Below are 17373 nucleotides of genomic sequence, written 5' to 3'. Positions count from 1 at the left end.
GTTCGTGTGGGGTAAAGCTGGTCGTGCTCAGCGCCCGGGGGTTTCGGTGATCCCTCCCGAGGCGTCGATGTCGTAGGTCTTCTCGCCCACGCGCAGGCCGCGCAGCACCGCGTGCGGGTCGAGTGCGGCGACGCAGCCGGCCGCGCGCACCGTGCCGTCGGCCCCGACCGAGACGCCGAACAGGGCCTCGATCACGAGCTCGACCCAGGCGCCCGACGACGAGCACGACCAGTCGATGATGTACGGCAGCTGCGGCGGAGCCTTGCGCGCGCCGCCGTTGATCCCGGGCACGGCTTCCTCCACGAAGTGCGCCTGCCCCATCGGGCCCTGGTTCGCGGTGCGCGACAACCCCTCGACCCACGAGGTGAGCACCTCGGGAGCGCCGAGGGCGGCCAGGGCGCGTCCGGCATCCGCGGGCCAGGCGGGGTAGGCGCCGTTCCACTGGTGGTCGGGGCGTGGGCTGTAGCTGGCGTCGGGGTCCCAGGGCGAGAGCGCGCGCATCCAGTTGTCGGTCTGCAGTTCACGCTGGAAGAACGAGACCATCTCGTCGCGGATGCCGGGGGCGAGGTCGTCGGCGATCGTCGTGCCGACCACGCTGAAGTCGTAGCAGTGCCGCACCGGCAGCAGCGTGCCGTCGGGCTGTCCTGCGGCGAAGATGCCCTGACCGGGAAGGTAGCGCTCGATCACGGCAGGAAGCAGGGCGTCGGCCTCCGCGCGCAGCTCGCTGCCGCCGGCGGAATCACCCCGCAGCTCGGCGAGGGAGGCGGCCGTCCGCATGCTCCAGACGTTCGCGGCGTTGAGGCCTGCGACCTCGTGCGTGTACGAGCTGACGCACTCCAGCAGGTTGTCGATCTCGCCGTAATCGGCGAGGGCCGTGCCTGCGCGTAACTTCTTCCACGCCATCGCCCACTGCCGTACCGACTCGGCGACCGTCTGATCGCCGACGATCTCGTCGAGGAACGCGGTGTCGCCGGTGAAGCGCACGTAGTCGTGCACGAGCCGGGTCATGGCGTAGTCGTTGACGGAGTACCAGCGGCCGACCGGCCCGCCGGTGAGTGACGAGGTGCCGAAGTGCGAGTGGATGTCGAGCGAGATCCAGTGCCGCACCTGGTTGCGCATCTCGGCGGGGTCGAGCAGCGCGTGGCTGACCGAGCTCAGGCTGTAGTCCCAGATGAACGTGGTGGTGCCCCAGTAGTTCGGCATGAGGGTGTCGTACGAGCGGCCGAGCACGTTCCCGGCGAAGTCGCGGCGGAACCAGATCACGCCGAGCACCGCCCACCAGTACAGGCGGCGGAGCGGCGCGGATGCCGTCTCGAGCACGGGCAGCGCCCCGGAGAACTCCCCGTCGTCGGGGTCGAAGGCGGCGTGCAGCTGCCGGTTCCAGAACTCCTCGGCCGCGGCGATCGCACCGGGCACGTCGGCGATCACGGCGTCGTAGGTGCGCGCCGCATCCGCAGCGGAGATCCCGACCGCCTGCACATACGCGGTGCGCGCGACGCCCCCGGCCGGCACGGCGAGCGCCACCGAAAGCTCGCCGCCGCGGCCGTTCCCGCCGATGCCGGTGTCGAACGCCTCGGGCAGCGAGGCCACCCCGCTCAGCGCCGCCGATCCGCCCGTCAGGCCCTGCGCGCTCCAGGCCGCCGCATCCGCCGACGAGAACAGCAGGCGCTCGCCGTCGACGGTCGCGGTGTCGCGTTCGGACGGCGACTCGGCGTCGAGCCAGGCCTCCTGCGAGCGAGTGACCCGGGCGGCTGCTGAGAGCCCGATCCGCACCTCCCGATCCTGCGATCCGGTGTTGCGCACCGCGATGTCGATCGCCACCGCGGTCTTCCCCGGCACGCACACCGTCGTCGTCTCGATCTCGAGCTCACCGACTGTCGCCCGCCGCACCACCCGGTCCGCCCGCCACTCGTGCGTGACGGGCACGCCGTACGAGGCGAACAGCCGGCCGTCGACGAACAGCACCGCGGTCTGGGTGAGCCCCTGCGACACGGGCGGGAACTGCACGGCGCTGATCGCGGTCAGGTCGTGGTCGACGCGTACGGTGCCGAACATGTTCGTGAGGCCGGTCGGCGCGATCATGTCGTCGTAATGGTGGGTGACCGCATCGGCGGCGAGGTCCTCGACGGTGGGGATGAGCGGATGCATGATGCCTTTCGAGGGGCGGGAGAGTGGTCAGTACTGGCCGAGCGCGAGGCCCTTGGCGAAGAACCGCTGCGTGCAGAGGAACAGGATCACGGTCGGGAGCGAGACGAGCACGGCCGCGGCGAGCACGACCGACATCTGCGCGCCGCCATAGGTGCTCTGCATGCCGGACAGGGTCGTGATGATGGGGCGGATGTCGTCGGACTGGCTGAGCGTGAGGCCGAGCAGCAGGTCGTTCCACACGAAGGTCGCCTGCAGGATGAAGATCGCGACCAGCGCGCTCGACGCCATCGGCAGGTACAGCCGCACGAAGATGCGCCAGGTGGTGGCGCCGTCGAGCACCGCGGCCTCGAACACGTTGTGCGCGACGCCGGTGAAGAAGTTGCGCATCACGAAAGCCGAGAACGGGATCGAGATCACCGTGTAGATGATCACCATGCCCACGCGGGTGTCGAAGAGCCCGATGCGCGAGTACGCATCGAACAGCGGCAGCAGCACCATCTGCAGCGGGAACACCGTGCCGCCGAAGATCACGACGAACCACAGGAAGCCGCGCTTGAGCCGCAGTGCCACGATCGCGTACCCGGCCGCGGCGCCCACGAGCACGGCGATGGTCGGCGAGACGATCGAGTAGATGAGGGTGCTGAGGATGCTGTCGCCGAGGCCCGAGAGCTCGAACGCGTCGGCGAAGTTCTCGAACAGGTGCAACTCGGTGGGGATCCACGACTCCTTCGAGGTGAAGGTCATCGGGTCCTTCATCGCGTTCACGACGAGGAGGTACGCGGGCAGCAGCCACACGATTCCGAGGATGACGAGGACGGCGGTGCGGATGATCTTCGACATCACATCTCCTTCTTCGGGGAGAGCTGCTGACGCAGGTACAGCACCGACGCGACCAGGGTGATGACGGTGAGGAACACCGCGATCGCCGAGCCGAGTCCGTAGTCGCTGTTTACGAACGTCTCCTTGTACATCGTCAGAGCGAGGGTCTCCGAGACGGTGCCCGGACCACCCTTGGTCATGCCCCAGACGATGTCGAAGGTCTTCAGGCTCGCGACGATCGAGAGCCCGACGACCACCGCCGTGAGCGGGCGGAGCATCGGCCAGAGGATGCTGGTGAACAGGCGCACGCCGCCGGCGCCGTCGATGCGGGCGGCCTCGAGTGGCTCCTTCGGGATGGCCTGCAGGCCGATGGTGAACAGCAGCGCGTTCACGCCGACGCCCTGCCACGACGAGGCGATGATCATGACGATCGTGTTGAGCGGAGCATCCAGCAGCCACCGCGGCGGGTCGGTCACGCCGAAGGCGGCGAGGGCCTGATCGAGTGCTCCGCCGGAGGAGAGGATGAACGACCACACCACGCCGACGCCGATGCCGGAGAGGGCGTAGGGGATGAGGAAGGGGAGGCGCAGCCAGATGCCGCCGCCGAGGTTCCAGGTGAGCAGGGCGATCGCCAGGCCGATGCCGACCGGGATGATCAGGGTGCCGATCACCCAGAGCACGGTGTTCATCGCGGAGCCCACGAAGTCGCCGTCGGTGAACATCTCGACGTAGTTGTCGAGCCCGATCCAGTCGGGGCTGCCGAGGCCGTTGTACTTCGTGAAGCTGAGGAACACCGTCCACAGCAGGGGGAGGTAGAGCAGGATCGCGACCAGGATCACGCCCGGGGCGATGAAGCCCCGGGCGGACCACTGGTACGGCGACTTCTGATGCGCCATCCGACGCTTACTCCTGCTCTGCCCAGTACTTGTCAGCCGTGGCCTGGATCTTCTCCAGGAACGGCATCGGGTCGCCGGGGTTGGCGTTGAAGGCGCCGAACTGCTCGATCGCGGTGGTCACGATCTCGGTCGGCATGGCCTCGAAGAACCGGTCGTACAGCATGTAGTCGTCGCCGGCGATCGTGGTGCCGAGTTCGGCGAGAGCGGGGTCTGCGACCTTCGCCTTCGGGTTGAACGCCACGTCGCCATGAGCGTCGTTCCAGGCGGTCTGCGCGTCGGGCGACATCCACCACTCGGCGTAGGCGAGACCGAGGTCGCGCTGCTTCGAGTTCTCGGCGGTGCAGATCGGGCCCGACTCGACGGCCACCGGGGTGGCGTCGAGGTCGTCGTTGACGGCCGGGATCGCGAACATCCCGTAGTCGTCGGTGGTCATGCCCGCGCCCTCGAGGTTGCCCGCGAAGAACGTGCCGAAGTTGATCATGGCGTAGTCGCCCTGCTTGAGGCCGACCGCGGGATCGGTGGTGCTGCCCGCGTCGCTGAACCAGCCGGCCTCCTGCTCTTCGAGCCACACGTTCATGACGTCGACGATCTCGGGGTCGGTGTACTTGACGTCGCCCGTGGTGAGCCCGGCGTACAGGTCGGGGTCGGTCGAGGCGACCAGGTGCTGGAACCACTGGAAGGTGAAGAGCACGCTGGTCTGGTAGTACGGGGTGACCCCGGCATCCTTCAGCGTCTCGGCGGCGTCGTTCAGCTCGTCCCAGCTGGTGGGCACCTCGATGCCGTTGTCGGCGAAGGCGGCCTTGTTGTAGAACATGATCCAGTAGGCGATGTTCATCGGCACGCAGTACTGCTTGTCGTCGTAGGTGTAGCTGTCGCGCAGGTCTTCGCTCACCCAGCCCTCGTCGACGGCCTTGGTCCAGATGTCGGTGGTCTCGGCGACCAGACCCTCGTCGACCAGCTGCTTGAGCGAGTCGCCGGTGTGCCAGGTGAACAGGCCGGGCGACTTGTCGGTGCGGAACGACTGCTTGATGAAGGCGTCGTACTGGTTCGCGTCCGAGTAGCCGGTGGTCTTGAGGGTGATGTTGACGGCCTCGCCGCTGACCTCGTTGAGCGACTCGAAGTCGGGCTTCCACGCCGCCTTGTCGGTGTAGAAGTTGAGCGTGCCGGTCACCTCTCCGGCGTCTCCGGATCCGGAGTCGCCGGAGCACCCGGCGAGGGCCAGGGTGCCGAGGAGGAGACCGGCCGCGGCAGCGGCGATCGTGCGTCGCGAAATCATTCAGAACTCCCTTGTTCGTTTGGTATCGTTACCAGAAATCTGGTTTCACGGTACCAAGGTGATGAGTGCGGTGCAAGGGATTCCCGCGGGAATCCGTCGCGATGGGTGCTGCATTCGGGTTGCTGTGTGCGGTTTCCGTGTTCAGTTGTCGCTCGTGCGCGAGCCGCGCACGTACGCCTTGACGGTCGCGAAGCGGGCGCTGCGCGAGTTCTCCGTGCGCTCGATCCGGTACGCCCCCACTGCGGCCGGGACGATGAACGTCTCGGCGTAGTGGATGACGAAGGGCTCGAAGGTGCCGGTCGGGCTGACGACCTGCACCTCATCCCCCTCGACGAGGTTGAGCACGTTGACCGTGCCCTCGGTGTCGTGGTCGGCACCCTCGGTGAACCAGTGCCGGCGCACCTCGATGAACTCGAGCTCGTGCAGGCCCGTGCTCTCCTCGGTCACGTCGCCCTCGGTGCGGATGGTCTTCACCTGGCCGAGGAGGTTGTCGCCGACCCACGTGGTGTCGCGGTCCCACTGGATGTTGCGGGCGCCGTGGTCGAGGTGCACGGGGCGGGGGATGCCGTCGAGGCCGACGCGGCCCCAGTCCCAGAGCTTGAAGGTGAAGATGAACGGCGTCGCCGAGATCTCCAGCACCATCGAGTTCGCGCCCGAGCAGTGCACGGTCCCGGCGGGGATGGCGAAGTGGTCGTGCTTGCGGGCCGGGAACGAGTTGACGTACTTGTCGGCGGGGAACGGATGCTCGCCGTCCTGCGCCGTCGCCAGATCCTGCAGCATCTCGGTACGGTCGATGCCCTCCTTGGTGCCCAGGTACACCACCGCATCGTCGCCGACGTCGAGCATGTAGTAGCTCTCGTCCTGCGTGTAGTGCATGCCGAAGGTGTTCTGGATGTAGTCGGTCAGCGGGTGCACCTGCAGGCTGAGGTTGCCGCCGTCCATCGTGTCGAGGAAGTCGAAGCGGATCGGGAACTCGGCGCCGAAGCGCGAGAACGTCTTCGCGCCGAGCAAGTCGACCGGGCGGCGGAAGACCAGGTCGAGGGCGGGGATCTCGATCACGCCGCCCTCTCCCTCGAGCAGCAGGGAGTTCTCCTCGGGCACGCAGTCGAAGCACCACGCGTAGTTGTCCTTCGAGGGGTCGAGGCCGATGAGGTTCTTCATCCACTGGCCGCCCCAGACTCCGGGGTCGAAGAACGGCACGACGCGGAACGGCCGATGCGCGGCATCCTTCAGTGCCTGGCGGAACGCGTTTCCGGTGATCATGCCGGCTTCGGGGGAGTCCGGATGCTGTTCGGCCGGGGCGATCGCGTTGCCGTCGAGCACGAAGTCGACCGTGTCGAACAGGCTGCGCTTGTGTCGGTCGGCGACGCGCCATTCGACGAAGAAGCCGCGCTTGTACTTGCGCAGGTTGTCTTCCGAGGCGTTGTCGGCGCGCCAGTTCGTGGCGCCCTTGCGCTGGCGCAGCTGGATCTCCCAGCGGGCCATGTCGACGAGCACGGTCGCGGAGGCGCCGTCGAGGCGCGGGGCGAGGAGCGCGGCACCCCAGCCGATCACGACGGTGGGGCTTTGGGTGATGCCGCCGGCGAGGGTGTCGAGCTTCGCGGCGTCGTAGAAGTCGGTCAGGGTGAAGTGGCTCATCACGCCGAAGACGCGGTCGTCGGTGAGGTTCGGGGCGATCAGCTGCTCGACCTCGGCGACCGGGAGGGCGGCGGTCTCGACGTCGACGACGGTCCAGTCGGGCAGGGCGTCGCGCACTGCGGTGGTGAGGGCGGGGACGTCGACTCCCGGATACGCATCGACGAGCAGCACGGGGGCGGTGCCGGTCACGCGGGCGCAGGCCTCGGCGAGCTCGGCGGCGTCGGTCCAGCCCTCGGTGCCGCGGAGGATGCGCTCGCCCGGGGGGAGCGCCACGGTGGGCTGGGTGTCGTAGCGACCTCGGGTCGTGTGCCCTTCGTGCATGTCGCTGATCGGGGTGGTCACTGTTCCTCCTGCGGTGTGGCGGTGTGAATGGTCGTGGCGCGGGCGAGGACGCTGAGTCCGCGGGCGACGGAGAGTTCGGGCTCGGGCGGGACGACGAAGTGCGGCGGCGTCATCGAGGGCCAGAGGTGTGCGCGCACGTGGGCCTCGATCGGGGCGCGGACCGCGTCGCCCGCGCGCAGGATCCCGCCGGACAGGATCACCACCGCCGGGTCGTACGAGTGCACGAGCGAGGTGACGACCGCGCCCCACACGTGCAGGAAGCGGTCGCGGATGCCGGGGTGCGCGTCGGTCGTGAAGACCTCGGTCATGGTGGTGCCGGAGGGGAGCGCCCAGGTGCTCGCCAGCGCCTCGCCACAGCCGATGTTCCCGCACGGGCAGATCGGTCCGTCGAGGTCGACCGTGAGGTGTCCGCCGAGGATGCCGGCGTGCCCGGTGCGTCCGCGCAGGGGCATGCCGTCGATCATGGCCGCGGTGCCGATGCCGGTGCCGAGGGTGACGAGCACCGCATCGCCCTCGCCGGCTGCGCTGCCCGTCGAGGTCTCGCCGATCAGGGCGGCCCTGGCATCGTTCTCGACCACGGCGGGGAGGCTGAACTCGGTGAGCGCCCAGCTGTTCAGGTCGAGGCCCTCGAGGAAGTCGTACTTGGCGTTGGCGTGCAGCATCCGTCCGCTGGTCGGGTCGACGACGCCCGGGACGGCGATGCCCACGGCATCCGCGGGGCTGGTGGTCTCGGTCAGGAGCCGGCGGGCTTCGGTGGCGGCGGCGGCCAGGTCGGCCGGGCTGCCGAGCACGGGGATGCTGCCCGAGGCGACGACACGGGTGCCGTCGATCACGGCGAGCTTGATCTCGGTGCCCCCGAAATCGATGCACAGCTCCATCCGGCCTCCTCGTCGCCTCATCCGACTGCGTCGTCGATGATTGGTAACGTTATCAACGAGGTGTGGGGGTGTCAACACCCGGCCGGATATGGGGAGTTCCGGACTCAGCGCACGGAGCGGAGCGACACCGGGAGTTCGACCTCGCGGGGCGCGGCGTCCCGGTCCCCGCCGTCGAGGCGGTCGAGCAGCAGGCGGGTGACCGTGCGGCCTAGTTCGCGCGGGTCGTGGTCGATCACGCTGATCGGCACGGGGGACAACTCGGCGAGCTCGAAGTCGTCGAAGCTCATGATCTCGGGGAAGTCGGCCGCGGCGCGGGATCCGGCGTTGAGCTGGGCGCTGATCTCCTTGAGCGCACCGATGGCGTTGCGGTTGTTAGCGCAGAAGATCGCGGTGGGCGGATGCTCCGCGCCGAGCAGTGCCCGCGTGGCTTCGCGGGCCTGGTCGACGGTCTGCTGGTTGGCGGCGACGATGCTCGGGTCGACGGCGAGCCCGCGCTCTTCGAGTGCACGCACGAACCCGGCGTACCGACGCTCGCCGGTGAAGATCGACAGCGCGTTGCCGAGGTAGCCGATGCGGGTGTGGCCGTGGTCGATGAGTGCGCTCGTTCCGCGGTACGCGCCGTCGTCGTCAGCGAGCACCACGCTGTCGACCGCGAGTCCGTCGATGCGACGGGAGGCGAGCACCACGGGCACGCCCTGGCTCTGCGAGTGCGCGAGGTGGGCCGAAGTGGGGCCGGCGGGCACGACGATGAGTCCGTCGACGCGGCGGCCGAGGAAGTCGCCGACGAGGTCGGCTTCGCGCGCGGCATCCTCCGACGTGTTGCCGAGCAGGATGCGGCGGCCGGTGAGCGCGGCCTCCTCTTCGACGCCGAGCGCGAAGGTGCTGTAGTACGGGTTGGCGATGTTCGTGATCGCGACGCCGATGAGTCCGCTGCTGTGGCCGGGGCGGATGCTGCGCGCGTTCTCGTTGCGGTGGTAGCCGAGTTCGGCGACGGCTTCCATGACGCGCTGCTGTACGTCGGGCTTGACGTTGAGCCCGCCCGAGAGCGTGCGCGACACGGTCATGGGGCTGACGCCCGCTCGGGTCGCGACCTCTTTCACGGTCGGGCGGCGCGCTCGTTCGCTCATCACTGCCCTCCGGATGTCGTGCGTGCGATCTAGGGAACGTTACCAGCGGGCTCCGGGATCCGCGGGGCCGTCGCGGGATGCCGCGCCCGTCGTCACGGATGGAAACGCGAAGTGCGACCGGGGCGGGGCGTCCGTAGATTGGTCGGACCCCGCTGTGAATGGAGTTTCCCGTGCCCGAGATCTGTGCCCCTCACCTGTCCTGTACGGACGCTGTCGGCTGAGCCGGCGCGAACCCACGACCATGACCGCACACGCCTCCCCGCATCCGTTCGACGAACGCACCCGCCTGTTCCTCGACAGGCCGCAAAGCCGCAAGTGGAGTCTGCACCCCGGTCGTATCGGGGCATGGGTGGCGGAGATGGACTTCGGGATCGCGCCCGAGATCGCGGCGGCGCTGCACCGGGCGGTCGACGACGAGAACCTCGGGTACCTCTCACCGCCGCAGGCCGCGGAGCTGGGGGAGGCCACCGCCGGATGGATGCGGAGCGAGTACGACTGGGCTGTCGACCCGGAGCGCGTGCATCCGGTCTCGGATGTGATGGCCGCGCTCGGGGTCGCGGTGCAGGAGTATGCACCCGCTGGCTCGCCGGTGATCGTGCCGACTCCGGCATATATGCCGTTCCTGACATATCTGCCGGCGATCGGGCATCCGGTGATCGAGGTCCCCGGAGTCGAGGTCGACGGACGCTGGCAGCACGACCTGCAGCGCATCGACGAGGCGTTCGCCGCGGGGGCGCGGACGCTCGTGCTCTGCAACCCGCACAACCCCACCGGCACGATCGTCGGTCGTGATGAGCTCGAGGCCATCGCCGCGATCGTCGAGCGGCACGGCGGCCGGGTGTTCGCGGATGAGATCCACGCGCCGCTGCGCTACGACGGCGCACCGTTCGTGCCGTACGCGTCGGTGTCGGAGGCGACGGCCGCGCATACCGTGACAGGCACGAGCGCGTCGAAGGCGTGGAACGTCCCGGGGCTGAAGACCGCACAGCTGATCACCTCGAACGACGCGGATCAGCAGTTGTACAAGCGGTTCGGGTTCGCGGTGCAGCACGGGGCGTCGACCCTCGGTGTCGTGGCGTCGACGGCCGCGTATCGCGAGGGCAAGCCCTGGCTTTCCGATGTGCTCGAGTACCTCGACGGGTCGCGGCGGGAGCTCGCCTCGCTGGTGGCGGAGCATCTGCCCGGCGCCGTGTACCGGGTGCCCGACGCCACCTACATCGGCTGGATCGACACCCGTGCGCTCGGCATCCCCGGTCCGCCGGCGGAGTTCTTCCGCGAGCAGGCTGGGGTCGTGCTCACCGAGGGACGGCTGCTCGGACGTGGGGCGGAGGGCTTCGTCCGGGTCGTGTTCGCGACCCCGCGTCCGATCCTCGAAGAGGCGTTCGCGGCGATGGGTGATGCGGTGCGGCGGGCCGGCCTCGGCGGCTGAGGCGACCGGGTCGGACACCTCTGCGGAGGGTGTCAAGGGGCTCTGCTGGTGTCGGTCGTGTGCCGTAGAAAGGGAGTCGAGAGAAGGGATCCCGCATGGCCGCAGGTGATATCGAGACTTTCCATCGCAATGGCATCTGGTTCAACCGCATCGAGGGCGAATCGCAGACGTTGGGCGCGAGCTTCGAGACCGAGGCCGATGCGGTGAAGGCCGCTCGTGGTGCGGCGATGGCACGCCAGGTCGGGCATACGGTGCGCACCGAGGAGGGTCCCTCGAAAGACGAGAGCGCGTACGAGCGGCACCCGCGCGACCTGATCGGATGAGCGTGCCGTCTGAACGTGCACGCGCAGCCGACTCCGAGCGGCGGATGCTGTTGCAGGCATGTGTCAACGGCGCCAGGGATCCGGCGGAGCATCCGTGGTTGAGTCTCGACCCGGCCGTGGTCGCCGATGATGCCGCACGGGCCGTGGCCGCCGGCGCCCGCGAGGTGCATGTGCACCCGAAGGATTCTTCCGGCCGCGACAGCCTGGCCGCTGACGATGTGGCGCGGTGGGTGTGGGCTGTGCGTCAAGCCGCGCCGGGCGTGCCGGTCGGAGTGACGACCGGCGAATGGGCCGAGCCCGATGTCGAGCGTCGCCTGGCCGCGATCGAGTCGTGGACGGAGCTGCCCGACCACGCATCCGTCAACTGGCATGAATCCGGTGCCGACGAGGTGGCGGCCCTGCTGATGCGACGCGGGGTGGCGGTCGAGGCGGGGTTGTGGGATGCGGCGGGGTTCGAGGTGTGGAAGCGTTCGCCCGTGCGCGACCGGTGCCTGCGGGTGCTGATCGAGTTGCCCGATGAACCGGCCGAGACCGTGCGCGAGCATGCCGAGGGGATGATCGCGCACGTGGCGCTCGAGGAGCCTGACGTGCCCGTTCTGCTGCACGGTGAAGAGGGTTCGACGTGGCCGGTGTTCGACCTCGCGGTCGAGCTCGGTCTGGATTCGCGGATCGGCTTGGAAGACACTCTGCTGCTCCCCGACGGCAGCAGTGCGCCGGGGAATGCGGCGCTGGTGCGGGCGGCTGTGCAGCGGATGCGGGGAGTCTGACGCCCGGGGCGGCGTGACTGCGGCATCCTGAGGCCATGTTCGGCGACTCGCTCCTCCCCTTCCTCCTCATGAACCTCGCGTTCATCCTCATCGGCATCCTCGTCACATGGCTGGTGATCTACTCGGCCGTGCGTGCGGCGCTCACCTCGCACCGGCAGGCGATGGCGCGAGACGGACGACCCGGCCAGGTCTGACCGCCGGCCGGATCGCCAGGCGACCGGTGTCGTCGTCTGCCGGTGAATACGGTCGCGCCTTCCCGCGGTGTCGGCATCCGTATGCCAACGTCTCCCCATGACCGAAATATCGCCACCCGTCGACGCGCGCGCTCGCGCCCTGCCTTTCGTGATCGGCGTCGGCGGGGGTGTGCTGGGGATTCTGCCGTGGTTGATCGGCGGCGGCATCCTTCCGCTGCAGAACCTGTGGGCGGCGGCGACGATGCCGGAGGACATGCCGTTCGTGCTGCTGCCGCTGAGTCAGTACTTCGCGACGCTGCTCTTCTCGGTGCTGCTGCTCGGCGGGGTCTTCGCCGGGTTCGCGGTGCATCTCGTGGCGCGCCGTCGTGCGGTCGCCGTGTGGCCGGCGGCGCTCGGGGTGCTGCTCGTGCACGTGATCGCGGTGGTGCAGAGCTTCGCCGTCCTGGCCGGAGGGCTCGGGCTGGGTCGCGGGGGTGACAGTCGAGTGATGCTGTACTTCGCCGGTCTCCTCGGCGGGGTGATCGCGGCGATTCTCCTCGCGCAGCTGGGCTTCTGGATGACCTCGCGGCGCTCGGTCGGGGTGGTCGCCCTCGGTGTCGTGCTCGCGGCGGTGCCGTTCGGCGACTGGGTGAGCCGGTGCTTCGTGGCCGTCACGGGAGAGGCTTTCCCGCCGGTGTTCCTGCCCTATCTGTCGCCCTGGCTGCCGGCGATCGTCGTCGGTGCGGCGCTGGTGTGGTGCGGGGTGCGGCCGGCCTGGCGGATCGTGGTCTGGGTCGCAGGTCTCCTTGCGGTGTGGGTCGTACCGGCGCTGTTCACGGCGATCCAGTACGGACTGGGCATGCGGGTGCTCGACGGCAACATCCCCGAGATGATGCAGGCGTCGGTGCAGGTGTTCCCGATGGTGCTCGCCGAGGTGTGGCAGCCGGTGATCGTTGCCCTCGTGATCGGCGTCGTCGGCACGGTGGTGCGGATGGTCGTGGAGCGGGATCGGACGCCGGCGGTCGTGCCGGAGAACTCAGCGTACATCCAGTGACTGCCAGAACTCCACGATGCCGGCCGCGAGTTCTGCGGGCTGTTCGACGGGCACGAGAGTGCGTGCGCCCTCGATGACGAGCGTCCTGGCGTCCGGTATCCGATTGGCGGCGGCGTTCATCACATCGGGCGTCCATTCGCCGCGGTCGTCGCCGGTGACCAGCAGCGTGGGCGCAGCGATGCGCGGCAGGCGGTGCGACGCATCGCCGCGGTTGATGATGAACGATGTGACGGTGGCGGCGATGCTGCGACGCGGGGCGCGGTTCAGGGCGTGATCGATGACGGCAGTCATCGATCGGTCCTTCGCGTGCGGCGGGATCAGCTGGGCATCGTGGATCACGTGCCGGAGGTGGGCGATGGGTCCGAAGTGGGCCAGGATCTGGTTGGCGATGATGAGCTTGATCCGGAACACCGGGTCGATCGGCTCCACCGGCGAGCTCACCGCGACCAGGGAGCGGACGGTGTCCGGGAAGAGCGCGGCCATGGTCATCCCCACGTGACCACCCCAGGCCGCACCCACCCAGTCGACTCGTCCGTCTCCCCCGAGTTGCTCGATGATCTGCGCGCCGGCTTCCGCGCACTCCTCGATCGAACTCACCCGCGACAGCGGTGTGCTCGCGCCGTAACCGGGGCCGTCGAGCACGACGAGCGTCCGGTGCAGGGCGAGTGCCTCGACGACTGAACCCCAGGAGTCGCCGTCGACGAACATGCCGTGCCACAGAACCGCGTAGGGGCCACTGCCCATGACGGTCGCTGCGATGTCGCCGAGCGAGGTGCGGAACCGGGTCTGAACAGGGGCATCTGTGTGATTCATGTCTCCAGCCTGGGGCTCGAAGGATGCCTCGATCCTGGCTCTCGACCGAGTGCAACGTTCGTGCAATGATCGGCTGTGGCCACCGCGCGCGTGCAGCTTCTCGACCAGATCGAGGCGTCCGTCGACGGCGAGCGGGTGCCGGTCGGGGGTGCGCTTCCGCGCGCTGTCATCGCTCGGCTCGCTCTCGAACGCGGAGCGCCGGTCGCTCTGGAAGACCTCATCGACGACCTGTGGGCCGAGCCGCCCGCGCAGGCGCGGACGACCGCCCGGGCGTACATGTCGCGACTGCGTGCGACGCCTCTCGGCGCCTGGCTCGAAGGTGGGAGGGGTGGGTACCGTCTCGTCGACGGTCCCGGGATGCAGGTCGACCTCTGGGCGTTGGAGGATGTCGTGGCCGGGGCCTCCCCGCTCGACTCCGAAGAGGTGCGTTCGCTGCTGCTGCGATGGCGGGGCTCGCCGCTGCAGGGGATCGGCGATCCGCCCTTCGCCGCTCTCGCTCGCGCGCGGGTGCGGAGTGTCGTCGACAGGGTGCGATTGCTCGGTGTTCGTGCCGACCTGGATGCCGGCGACAACGCGCGGGCACTGGTGACGCTGCAGAATCTGCGGGCCGCTCATCCCGATGATGACGACGTCTTGGCTCTGCTGCACACGGCTCGGGCGCGGGCCGACGCGGGGGATCGAGCGCTGGCGCGCCTGGGCGGGAGCACCGCGTCGGAGCGTGATCGCAGCCGGGGCGCTTACCCGGTATCGAACCTCGCGGCGCACGCGGGGCGCATGTTCGGTGTGCCGGCGCCGATCGCCCCGATGGTGGGGCGTCGGGAGGAGCGTGCGGCGCTGACGGCCGCGCTCGATGTCGCCCGCCTCGTCACACTGACGGGCGCCGCGGGGGCGGGCAAGACGAGGCTCGCGGTCGATTGGCTGGGCAGTGACGCGGTCGCCGGCGAGGATTACATCTGGTTCGTGAACGTCGGAGACGAGGTCGATGGCACCGTCGCGCCGGTGATCGCGTCTGCCGTCGGTGCCCCGGATGCGGCGCCGGAAGCGATCGCGGAGCATCTGGCCGACCGGCGCGGCATCCTCGTCATCGACGGGGCGGAGGGGGCGAGTGTCGGCGTGGCAGCCGTCGCTGTAGCCGTACTCGCGCGGGCGCGCGGACTCGCCGTGCTGTCGACGTCGCGGCGGACACTCGGCGTTCCCGGCGAGAGTGTGTTGCGGGTCGATCCTCTGCCCGCGGCGGACGCGCACGAGCTGTTCGAGACGAGGCTCCCTCCGGCGGCGCGCGCGGCGGATGCCGTCACGATCGGCCGGCTCGTCGACATGCTGGGCCGGTTGCCGCTGGCGATCGAGCTGGCGGCCGCGCGGACCGCCGTGATGCCGCTCGCCGAGGTCGGCGATTCGATGCTGCGCGAGATCGACCGGTCGGAGGAGGCCGGCGAACCGCGGTTGGCCGCGGCCCTGCGGTCGTCACTGGCGCTCCTGACGAGCGAGCAGCACGACACTCTGCGCTGCCTCGCCGGGTTCGCGGCGCCGTTCACCCGCGGTGCCGCCGCGGCCGTGTGCGGGGAGAGGCCGCGTGATCGCGACCTCGATCAGCTCGTGTCGTTCTCGCTCGTCTCAGCGGAGGAGGGAGAGGCGGAGCCGGTCTTCCGCGTGTCTCCGCTCATCCGGCGGGCCGCCGCGGGCGGTGAGACTCTGGATGAGCAGTGGCATCGGCGGCATCGCGCATGGTTCACGTCGCAGGCTGCGGAGGCATCCGTCGCTCTGACGGCCGAGGGATCCGGGGCGGTGATCTCTCGGCTGCGGATCGAGTGGCCGGATGTCGTGGCCGCGTTCGACTCCGCGGTGCTCGCCGACGACGGGGAGACCGCGGCGACCATCGCCGGGGGTCTGCTCTGGTTCGGCGTGCGGGCGGGGAGGCAGCAGGAGCTGCTCGAGATGGTGCGCCGGGCGTCGGCGCTGTCAGCCGCTCCTTCCCTCGAGGCGGCGCTGAGTCTCACGAGGGGGTTCCTCGCGTATCAACTGGGTCAGATGTCCGAGGCGGCGACGTGGATCTCGGCTGCGCGGATCCCGGCGGAAGCTTCCGGAGATCGTGCGCTGCGGGGACTCGCCGCGGCGTTCTCCGCCTACCTCTTCACGCTCAGTCCGGAGCCAGCGGGTGACCCGGTGGCCCAGGTGGCGGTCGCGCTCGCCGACGTCGATGAGATGCCGGATGCGGCGGCGGCGATGATCCTGCTCATCACCGGTCAGGTGCAGCGGGCGTCGGGGCGATCGCGGGAGGCGATCGAGTTGCTGGGTCGTGCCGGGGCGCTCGCGTCGCGATGCGGTCACGAGTGGGTCATGCTCATGGCTCCGGTGGTGGCGGCGAAGGTTCAGCTCGACCTGCGTCAGGGGTCGGCGGCGATGGCCACGCTATTGCCCGCGGTGCGGCGGAGCGCTGCCGGCGGTGATCCGGTGTCGCTCCTGATCGCCGTCTCGGTTGCTGCGGGTGCGGCGGCCGCGCTCGGTGCGGATGCGACGGGGGCGCGGATCATCGGAGCCGTCGATGCGATCGGCAGGCGCTACGGATTCGATCCTCGAGCTAACGAGCCCGCCGACTTCGAGCTGTATCGCCGTCGGGTGCGCGAGGGGCTCACGGCCGAGGAGTGGCGGCGGTCGTATGCTTCCGGGCTGCTCTGCGAGATGGACGAGCTGGTCGAGATGGCCGAGTCGCTCGCCCGGGTGTGAGGCGGTGAGCGGCTGTCAGTCGCCCGCGCGTTCCCATCCCGCCCAGTCGGGGCGGTCGACGATGCAGAACCGGTTACCTTCGGGGTCTTCCATGATCACGTAGTCCGCGTCGGCCGGGCGGTTGTCCCAGTTCACCTCGCGGGCGCCCAGCCCGGTGAGTCGGCGCACTTCGGTGGCCTGGTCCTCGGCGTAGATGTCGAGGTGGATGCGCGGCGGCAGCACGCGTTCGGAGTGGTGCGCGTCGAGGGCGATGCAGGGGGCGTCGGCGTCGCGGGGTTTCAGCACGACCCAGTCGTCTTCCGCCGGGTCGCGTTCGACGTAGTCGAGGGCGGCCTTCCAGAAGCGGGATTGTGCGGGGAGATCGTTCACGCGGATCACGATCGATGCGAGCTTCAGCATGCGGTCGAGTGTAGGGGCGCCGAGTGCGGGCCTCAGTCCCCTTGTATCCGGGTCGATAGGGTGCGGAGTCCTCGGCGTCCCACCATGACCGCCTGTTGCCACCGCGCCGACGACATGGGATCCTGGCCGCGTCGATTGTCAGGCTGATGGGGGGGGAGTGAGCATGAGTGTCTCGGAGCAGAGGAGTGGGGTCATCCGCACCCGACCGCACGTGGTCAGTCGTCTCGTGGTCCCTGCGGTCGCTGCCGTTCTCGCACTTCTTGCGGGCATCGCGACAGCGGCGGTGTTGCCGGATCTCGCCATCCGTTCCCTGAGTTTCGCGACGATGGTCGCTGCGGTGCTCTCCGGTGTGGTCGCCGTGCGCCGCGGAACGGCGTGGGTGCGGGCCGTCAGCGCGATCGTCGCCGTCCTGACCCTCATGCTCGGGTCGACCTTCTTCGGCTTGACCTACTCGTAGACATCGCTCCGCCGCGAGGCGGGCACGGTCGAGGCACTCGTCGTGGCGTGGCGAAAGGGTCTGCCTCGGATACGCGAAACGCCCCCGCCGTTCGGGTCGGCGGGGGCGTT

The 17373-nt window shown here is 69.4% G+C and carries 16 protein-coding genes; 7 read left to right on the top strand and 9 right to left on the bottom strand.

Annotation, left to right across the window (positions count from 1 at the left end):
* Positions 1–27: 27 nt before the first annotated feature.
* The 7 genes from BQ2383_RS09930 to BQ2383_RS09900 form a co-directional block, all read right to left on the bottom strand.
* A complete protein-coding gene (locus BQ2383_RS09930; RefSeq protein WP_208617650.1) occupies positions 28–2148 on the bottom strand; it encodes a hypothetical protein in 2121 nt (706 codons plus the stop codon).
* Between the two features lie 27 nt (positions 2149–2175).
* Complete coding sequence (locus BQ2383_RS09925) at positions 2176–2988, bottom strand: carbohydrate ABC transporter permease (protein ID WP_091033156.1); 813 nt, start codon at positions 2986–2988, stop codon at positions 2176–2178.
* Positions 2988–3863, bottom strand: coding sequence for a carbohydrate ABC transporter permease (locus BQ2383_RS09920; protein ID WP_029263960.1), 876 nt, complete (start codon positions 3861–3863; stop codon positions 2988–2990). Before BQ2383_RS09920 ends, BQ2383_RS09925 begins: the two co-directional genes overlap by 1 nt.
* A gap of 7 nt (positions 3864–3870) precedes the next feature.
* Positions 3871–5139: an ABC transporter substrate-binding protein gene (locus BQ2383_RS09915; protein WP_091033153.1), complete on the bottom strand. Its 1269-nt coding sequence runs from the start codon at positions 5137–5139 to the stop codon at positions 3871–3873.
* A 141-nt stretch (positions 5140–5280) separates the two neighbouring features.
* Positions 5281–7119: a class I mannose-6-phosphate isomerase gene (locus tag BQ2383_RS09910; protein ID WP_091033152.1), complete on the bottom strand. Its 1839-nt coding sequence runs from the start codon at positions 7117–7119 to the stop codon at positions 5281–5283.
* On the bottom strand, positions 7116–7997 hold the full coding sequence (locus BQ2383_RS09905) for an ROK family protein (RefSeq protein WP_167381595.1): 882 nt from the start codon (positions 7995–7997) through the stop codon (positions 7116–7118). The genes BQ2383_RS09910 and BQ2383_RS09905 overlap by 4 nt, the downstream gene beginning before the upstream one ends.
* A gap of 104 nt (positions 7998–8101) precedes the next feature.
* Positions 8102–9124 carry a LacI family DNA-binding transcriptional regulator gene (locus BQ2383_RS09900; RefSeq protein WP_091033147.1) on the bottom strand — a complete coding sequence of 341 codons (1023 nt, stop codon included), beginning with the start codon at positions 9122–9124 and terminating at the stop codon, positions 8102–8104.
* Between the two features lie 241 nt (positions 9125–9365).
* Between BQ2383_RS09900 and BQ2383_RS09895 the strand changes: the two genes are divergently transcribed.
* From BQ2383_RS09895 to BQ2383_RS09880, 5 genes are all read left to right on the top strand, one after another.
* Entirely contained in the window at positions 9366–10553 is a 1188-nt protein-coding gene (locus BQ2383_RS09895; protein ID WP_091033145.1) for a MalY/PatB family protein, read from the top strand.
* A 95-nt stretch (positions 10554–10648) separates the two neighbouring features.
* On the top strand, positions 10649–10876 hold the full coding sequence (locus tag BQ2383_RS09890) for a DUF2188 domain-containing protein (RefSeq protein WP_091033142.1): 228 nt from the start codon (positions 10649–10651) through the stop codon (positions 10874–10876).
* A gap of 2 nt (positions 10877–10878) precedes the next feature.
* Complete coding sequence (locus BQ2383_RS09885) at positions 10879–11643, top strand: 3-keto-5-aminohexanoate cleavage protein (protein ID WP_244175975.1); 765 nt, start codon at positions 10879–10881, stop codon at positions 11641–11643.
* A gap of 35 nt (positions 11644–11678) precedes the next feature.
* Entirely contained in the window at positions 11679–11837 is a 159-nt protein-coding gene (locus BQ2383_RS19360) for a hypothetical protein (RefSeq protein ID WP_167381594.1), read from the top strand.
* Positions 11838–11934: 97 nt separating this feature from the next.
* A complete protein-coding gene (locus BQ2383_RS09880) occupies positions 11935–12870 on the top strand; it encodes a hypothetical protein (protein WP_140403334.1) in 936 nt (311 codons plus the stop codon).
* Here the strand turns inward: BQ2383_RS09880 and BQ2383_RS19230 are convergent.
* On the bottom strand, positions 12853–13683 hold the full coding sequence (locus BQ2383_RS19230) for an alpha/beta fold hydrolase (protein WP_140403333.1): 831 nt from the start codon (positions 13681–13683) through the stop codon (positions 12853–12855). The genes BQ2383_RS09880 and BQ2383_RS19230 overlap by 18 nt on opposite strands.
* Before the next feature lie 75 nt (positions 13684–13758).
* On the opposite strand from BQ2383_RS19230, the gene BQ2383_RS19225 reads away from it, so the two are divergent.
* On the top strand, positions 13759–16407 hold the full coding sequence (locus BQ2383_RS19225) for a BTAD domain-containing putative transcriptional regulator (protein ID WP_140403332.1): 2649 nt from the start codon (positions 13759–13761) through the stop codon (positions 16405–16407).
* A 15-nt stretch (positions 16408–16422) separates the two neighbouring features.
* Here BQ2383_RS19225 and BQ2383_RS09865 read toward each other — a convergent pair whose 3' ends face one another.
* On the bottom strand, positions 16423–16806 hold the full coding sequence (locus BQ2383_RS09865; RefSeq protein WP_091033133.1) for a VOC family protein: 384 nt from the start codon (positions 16804–16806) through the stop codon (positions 16423–16425).
* Between the two features lie 163 nt (positions 16807–16969).
* Between BQ2383_RS09865 and BQ2383_RS09860 the strand changes: the two genes are divergently transcribed.
* A complete protein-coding gene (locus tag BQ2383_RS09860; RefSeq protein WP_140403331.1) occupies positions 16970–17263 on the top strand; it encodes a hypothetical protein in 294 nt (97 codons plus the stop codon).
* Positions 17264–17373: the final 110 nt, after the last annotated feature.

Origin of the sequence: Microbacterium oxydans (assembly GCF_900095745.1) — a bacterium.
Lineage (GTDB): Bacteria > Actinomycetota > Actinomycetes > Actinomycetales > Microbacteriaceae > Microbacterium > Microbacterium oxydans_B.
This window is presented reverse-complemented; position numbering and strand designations above follow the sequence as displayed.

Coding starts and splice junctions, on each gene's coding strand:
- BQ2383_RS09890 (WP_091033142.1), top strand. CDS start 10,649: ATGGCCGCAGGTGATATCGAGACTTTCCATCGCAATGGCATCTGGTTC.
- BQ2383_RS09905 (WP_167381595.1), bottom strand. CDS start 7,997: ATGGAGCTGTGCATCGATTTCGGGGGCACCGAGATCAAGCTCGCCGTG.
- BQ2383_RS09920 (WP_029263960.1), bottom strand. CDS start 3,863: ATGGCGCATCAGAAGTCGCCGTACCAGTGGTCCGCCCGGGGCTTCATC.
- BQ2383_RS09895 (WP_091033145.1), top strand. CDS start 9,366: ATGACCGCACACGCCTCCCCGCATCCGTTCGACGAACGCACCCGCCTG.
- BQ2383_RS09860 (WP_140403331.1), top strand. CDS start 16,970: ATGAGTGTCTCGGAGCAGAGGAGTGGGGTCATCCGCACCCGACCGCAC.
- BQ2383_RS09900 (WP_091033147.1), bottom strand. CDS start 9,124: ATGAGCGAACGAGCGCGCCGCCCGACCGTGAAAGAGGTCGCGACCCGA.
- BQ2383_RS09865 (WP_091033133.1), bottom strand. CDS start 16,806: ATGCTGAAGCTCGCATCGATCGTGATCCGCGTGAACGATCTCCCCGCA.
- BQ2383_RS09915 (WP_091033153.1), bottom strand. CDS start 5,139: ATGATTTCGCGACGCACGATCGCCGCTGCCGCGGCCGGTCTCCTCCTC.
- BQ2383_RS09930 (WP_208617650.1), bottom strand. CDS start 2,148: ATGCATCCGCTCATCCCCACCGTCGAGGACCTCGCCGCCGATGCGGTC.
- BQ2383_RS09925 (WP_091033156.1), bottom strand. CDS start 2,988: ATGTCGAAGATCATCCGCACCGCCGTCCTCGTCATCCTCGGAATCGTG.
- BQ2383_RS09880 (WP_140403334.1), top strand. CDS start 11,935: ATGACCGAAATATCGCCACCCGTCGACGCGCGCGCTCGCGCCCTGCCT.
- BQ2383_RS19230 (WP_140403333.1), bottom strand. CDS start 13,683: ATGAATCACACAGATGCCCCTGTTCAGACCCGGTTCCGCACCTCGCTC.
- BQ2383_RS19360 (WP_167381594.1), top strand. CDS start 11,679: ATGTTCGGCGACTCGCTCCTCCCCTTCCTCCTCATGAACCTCGCGTTC.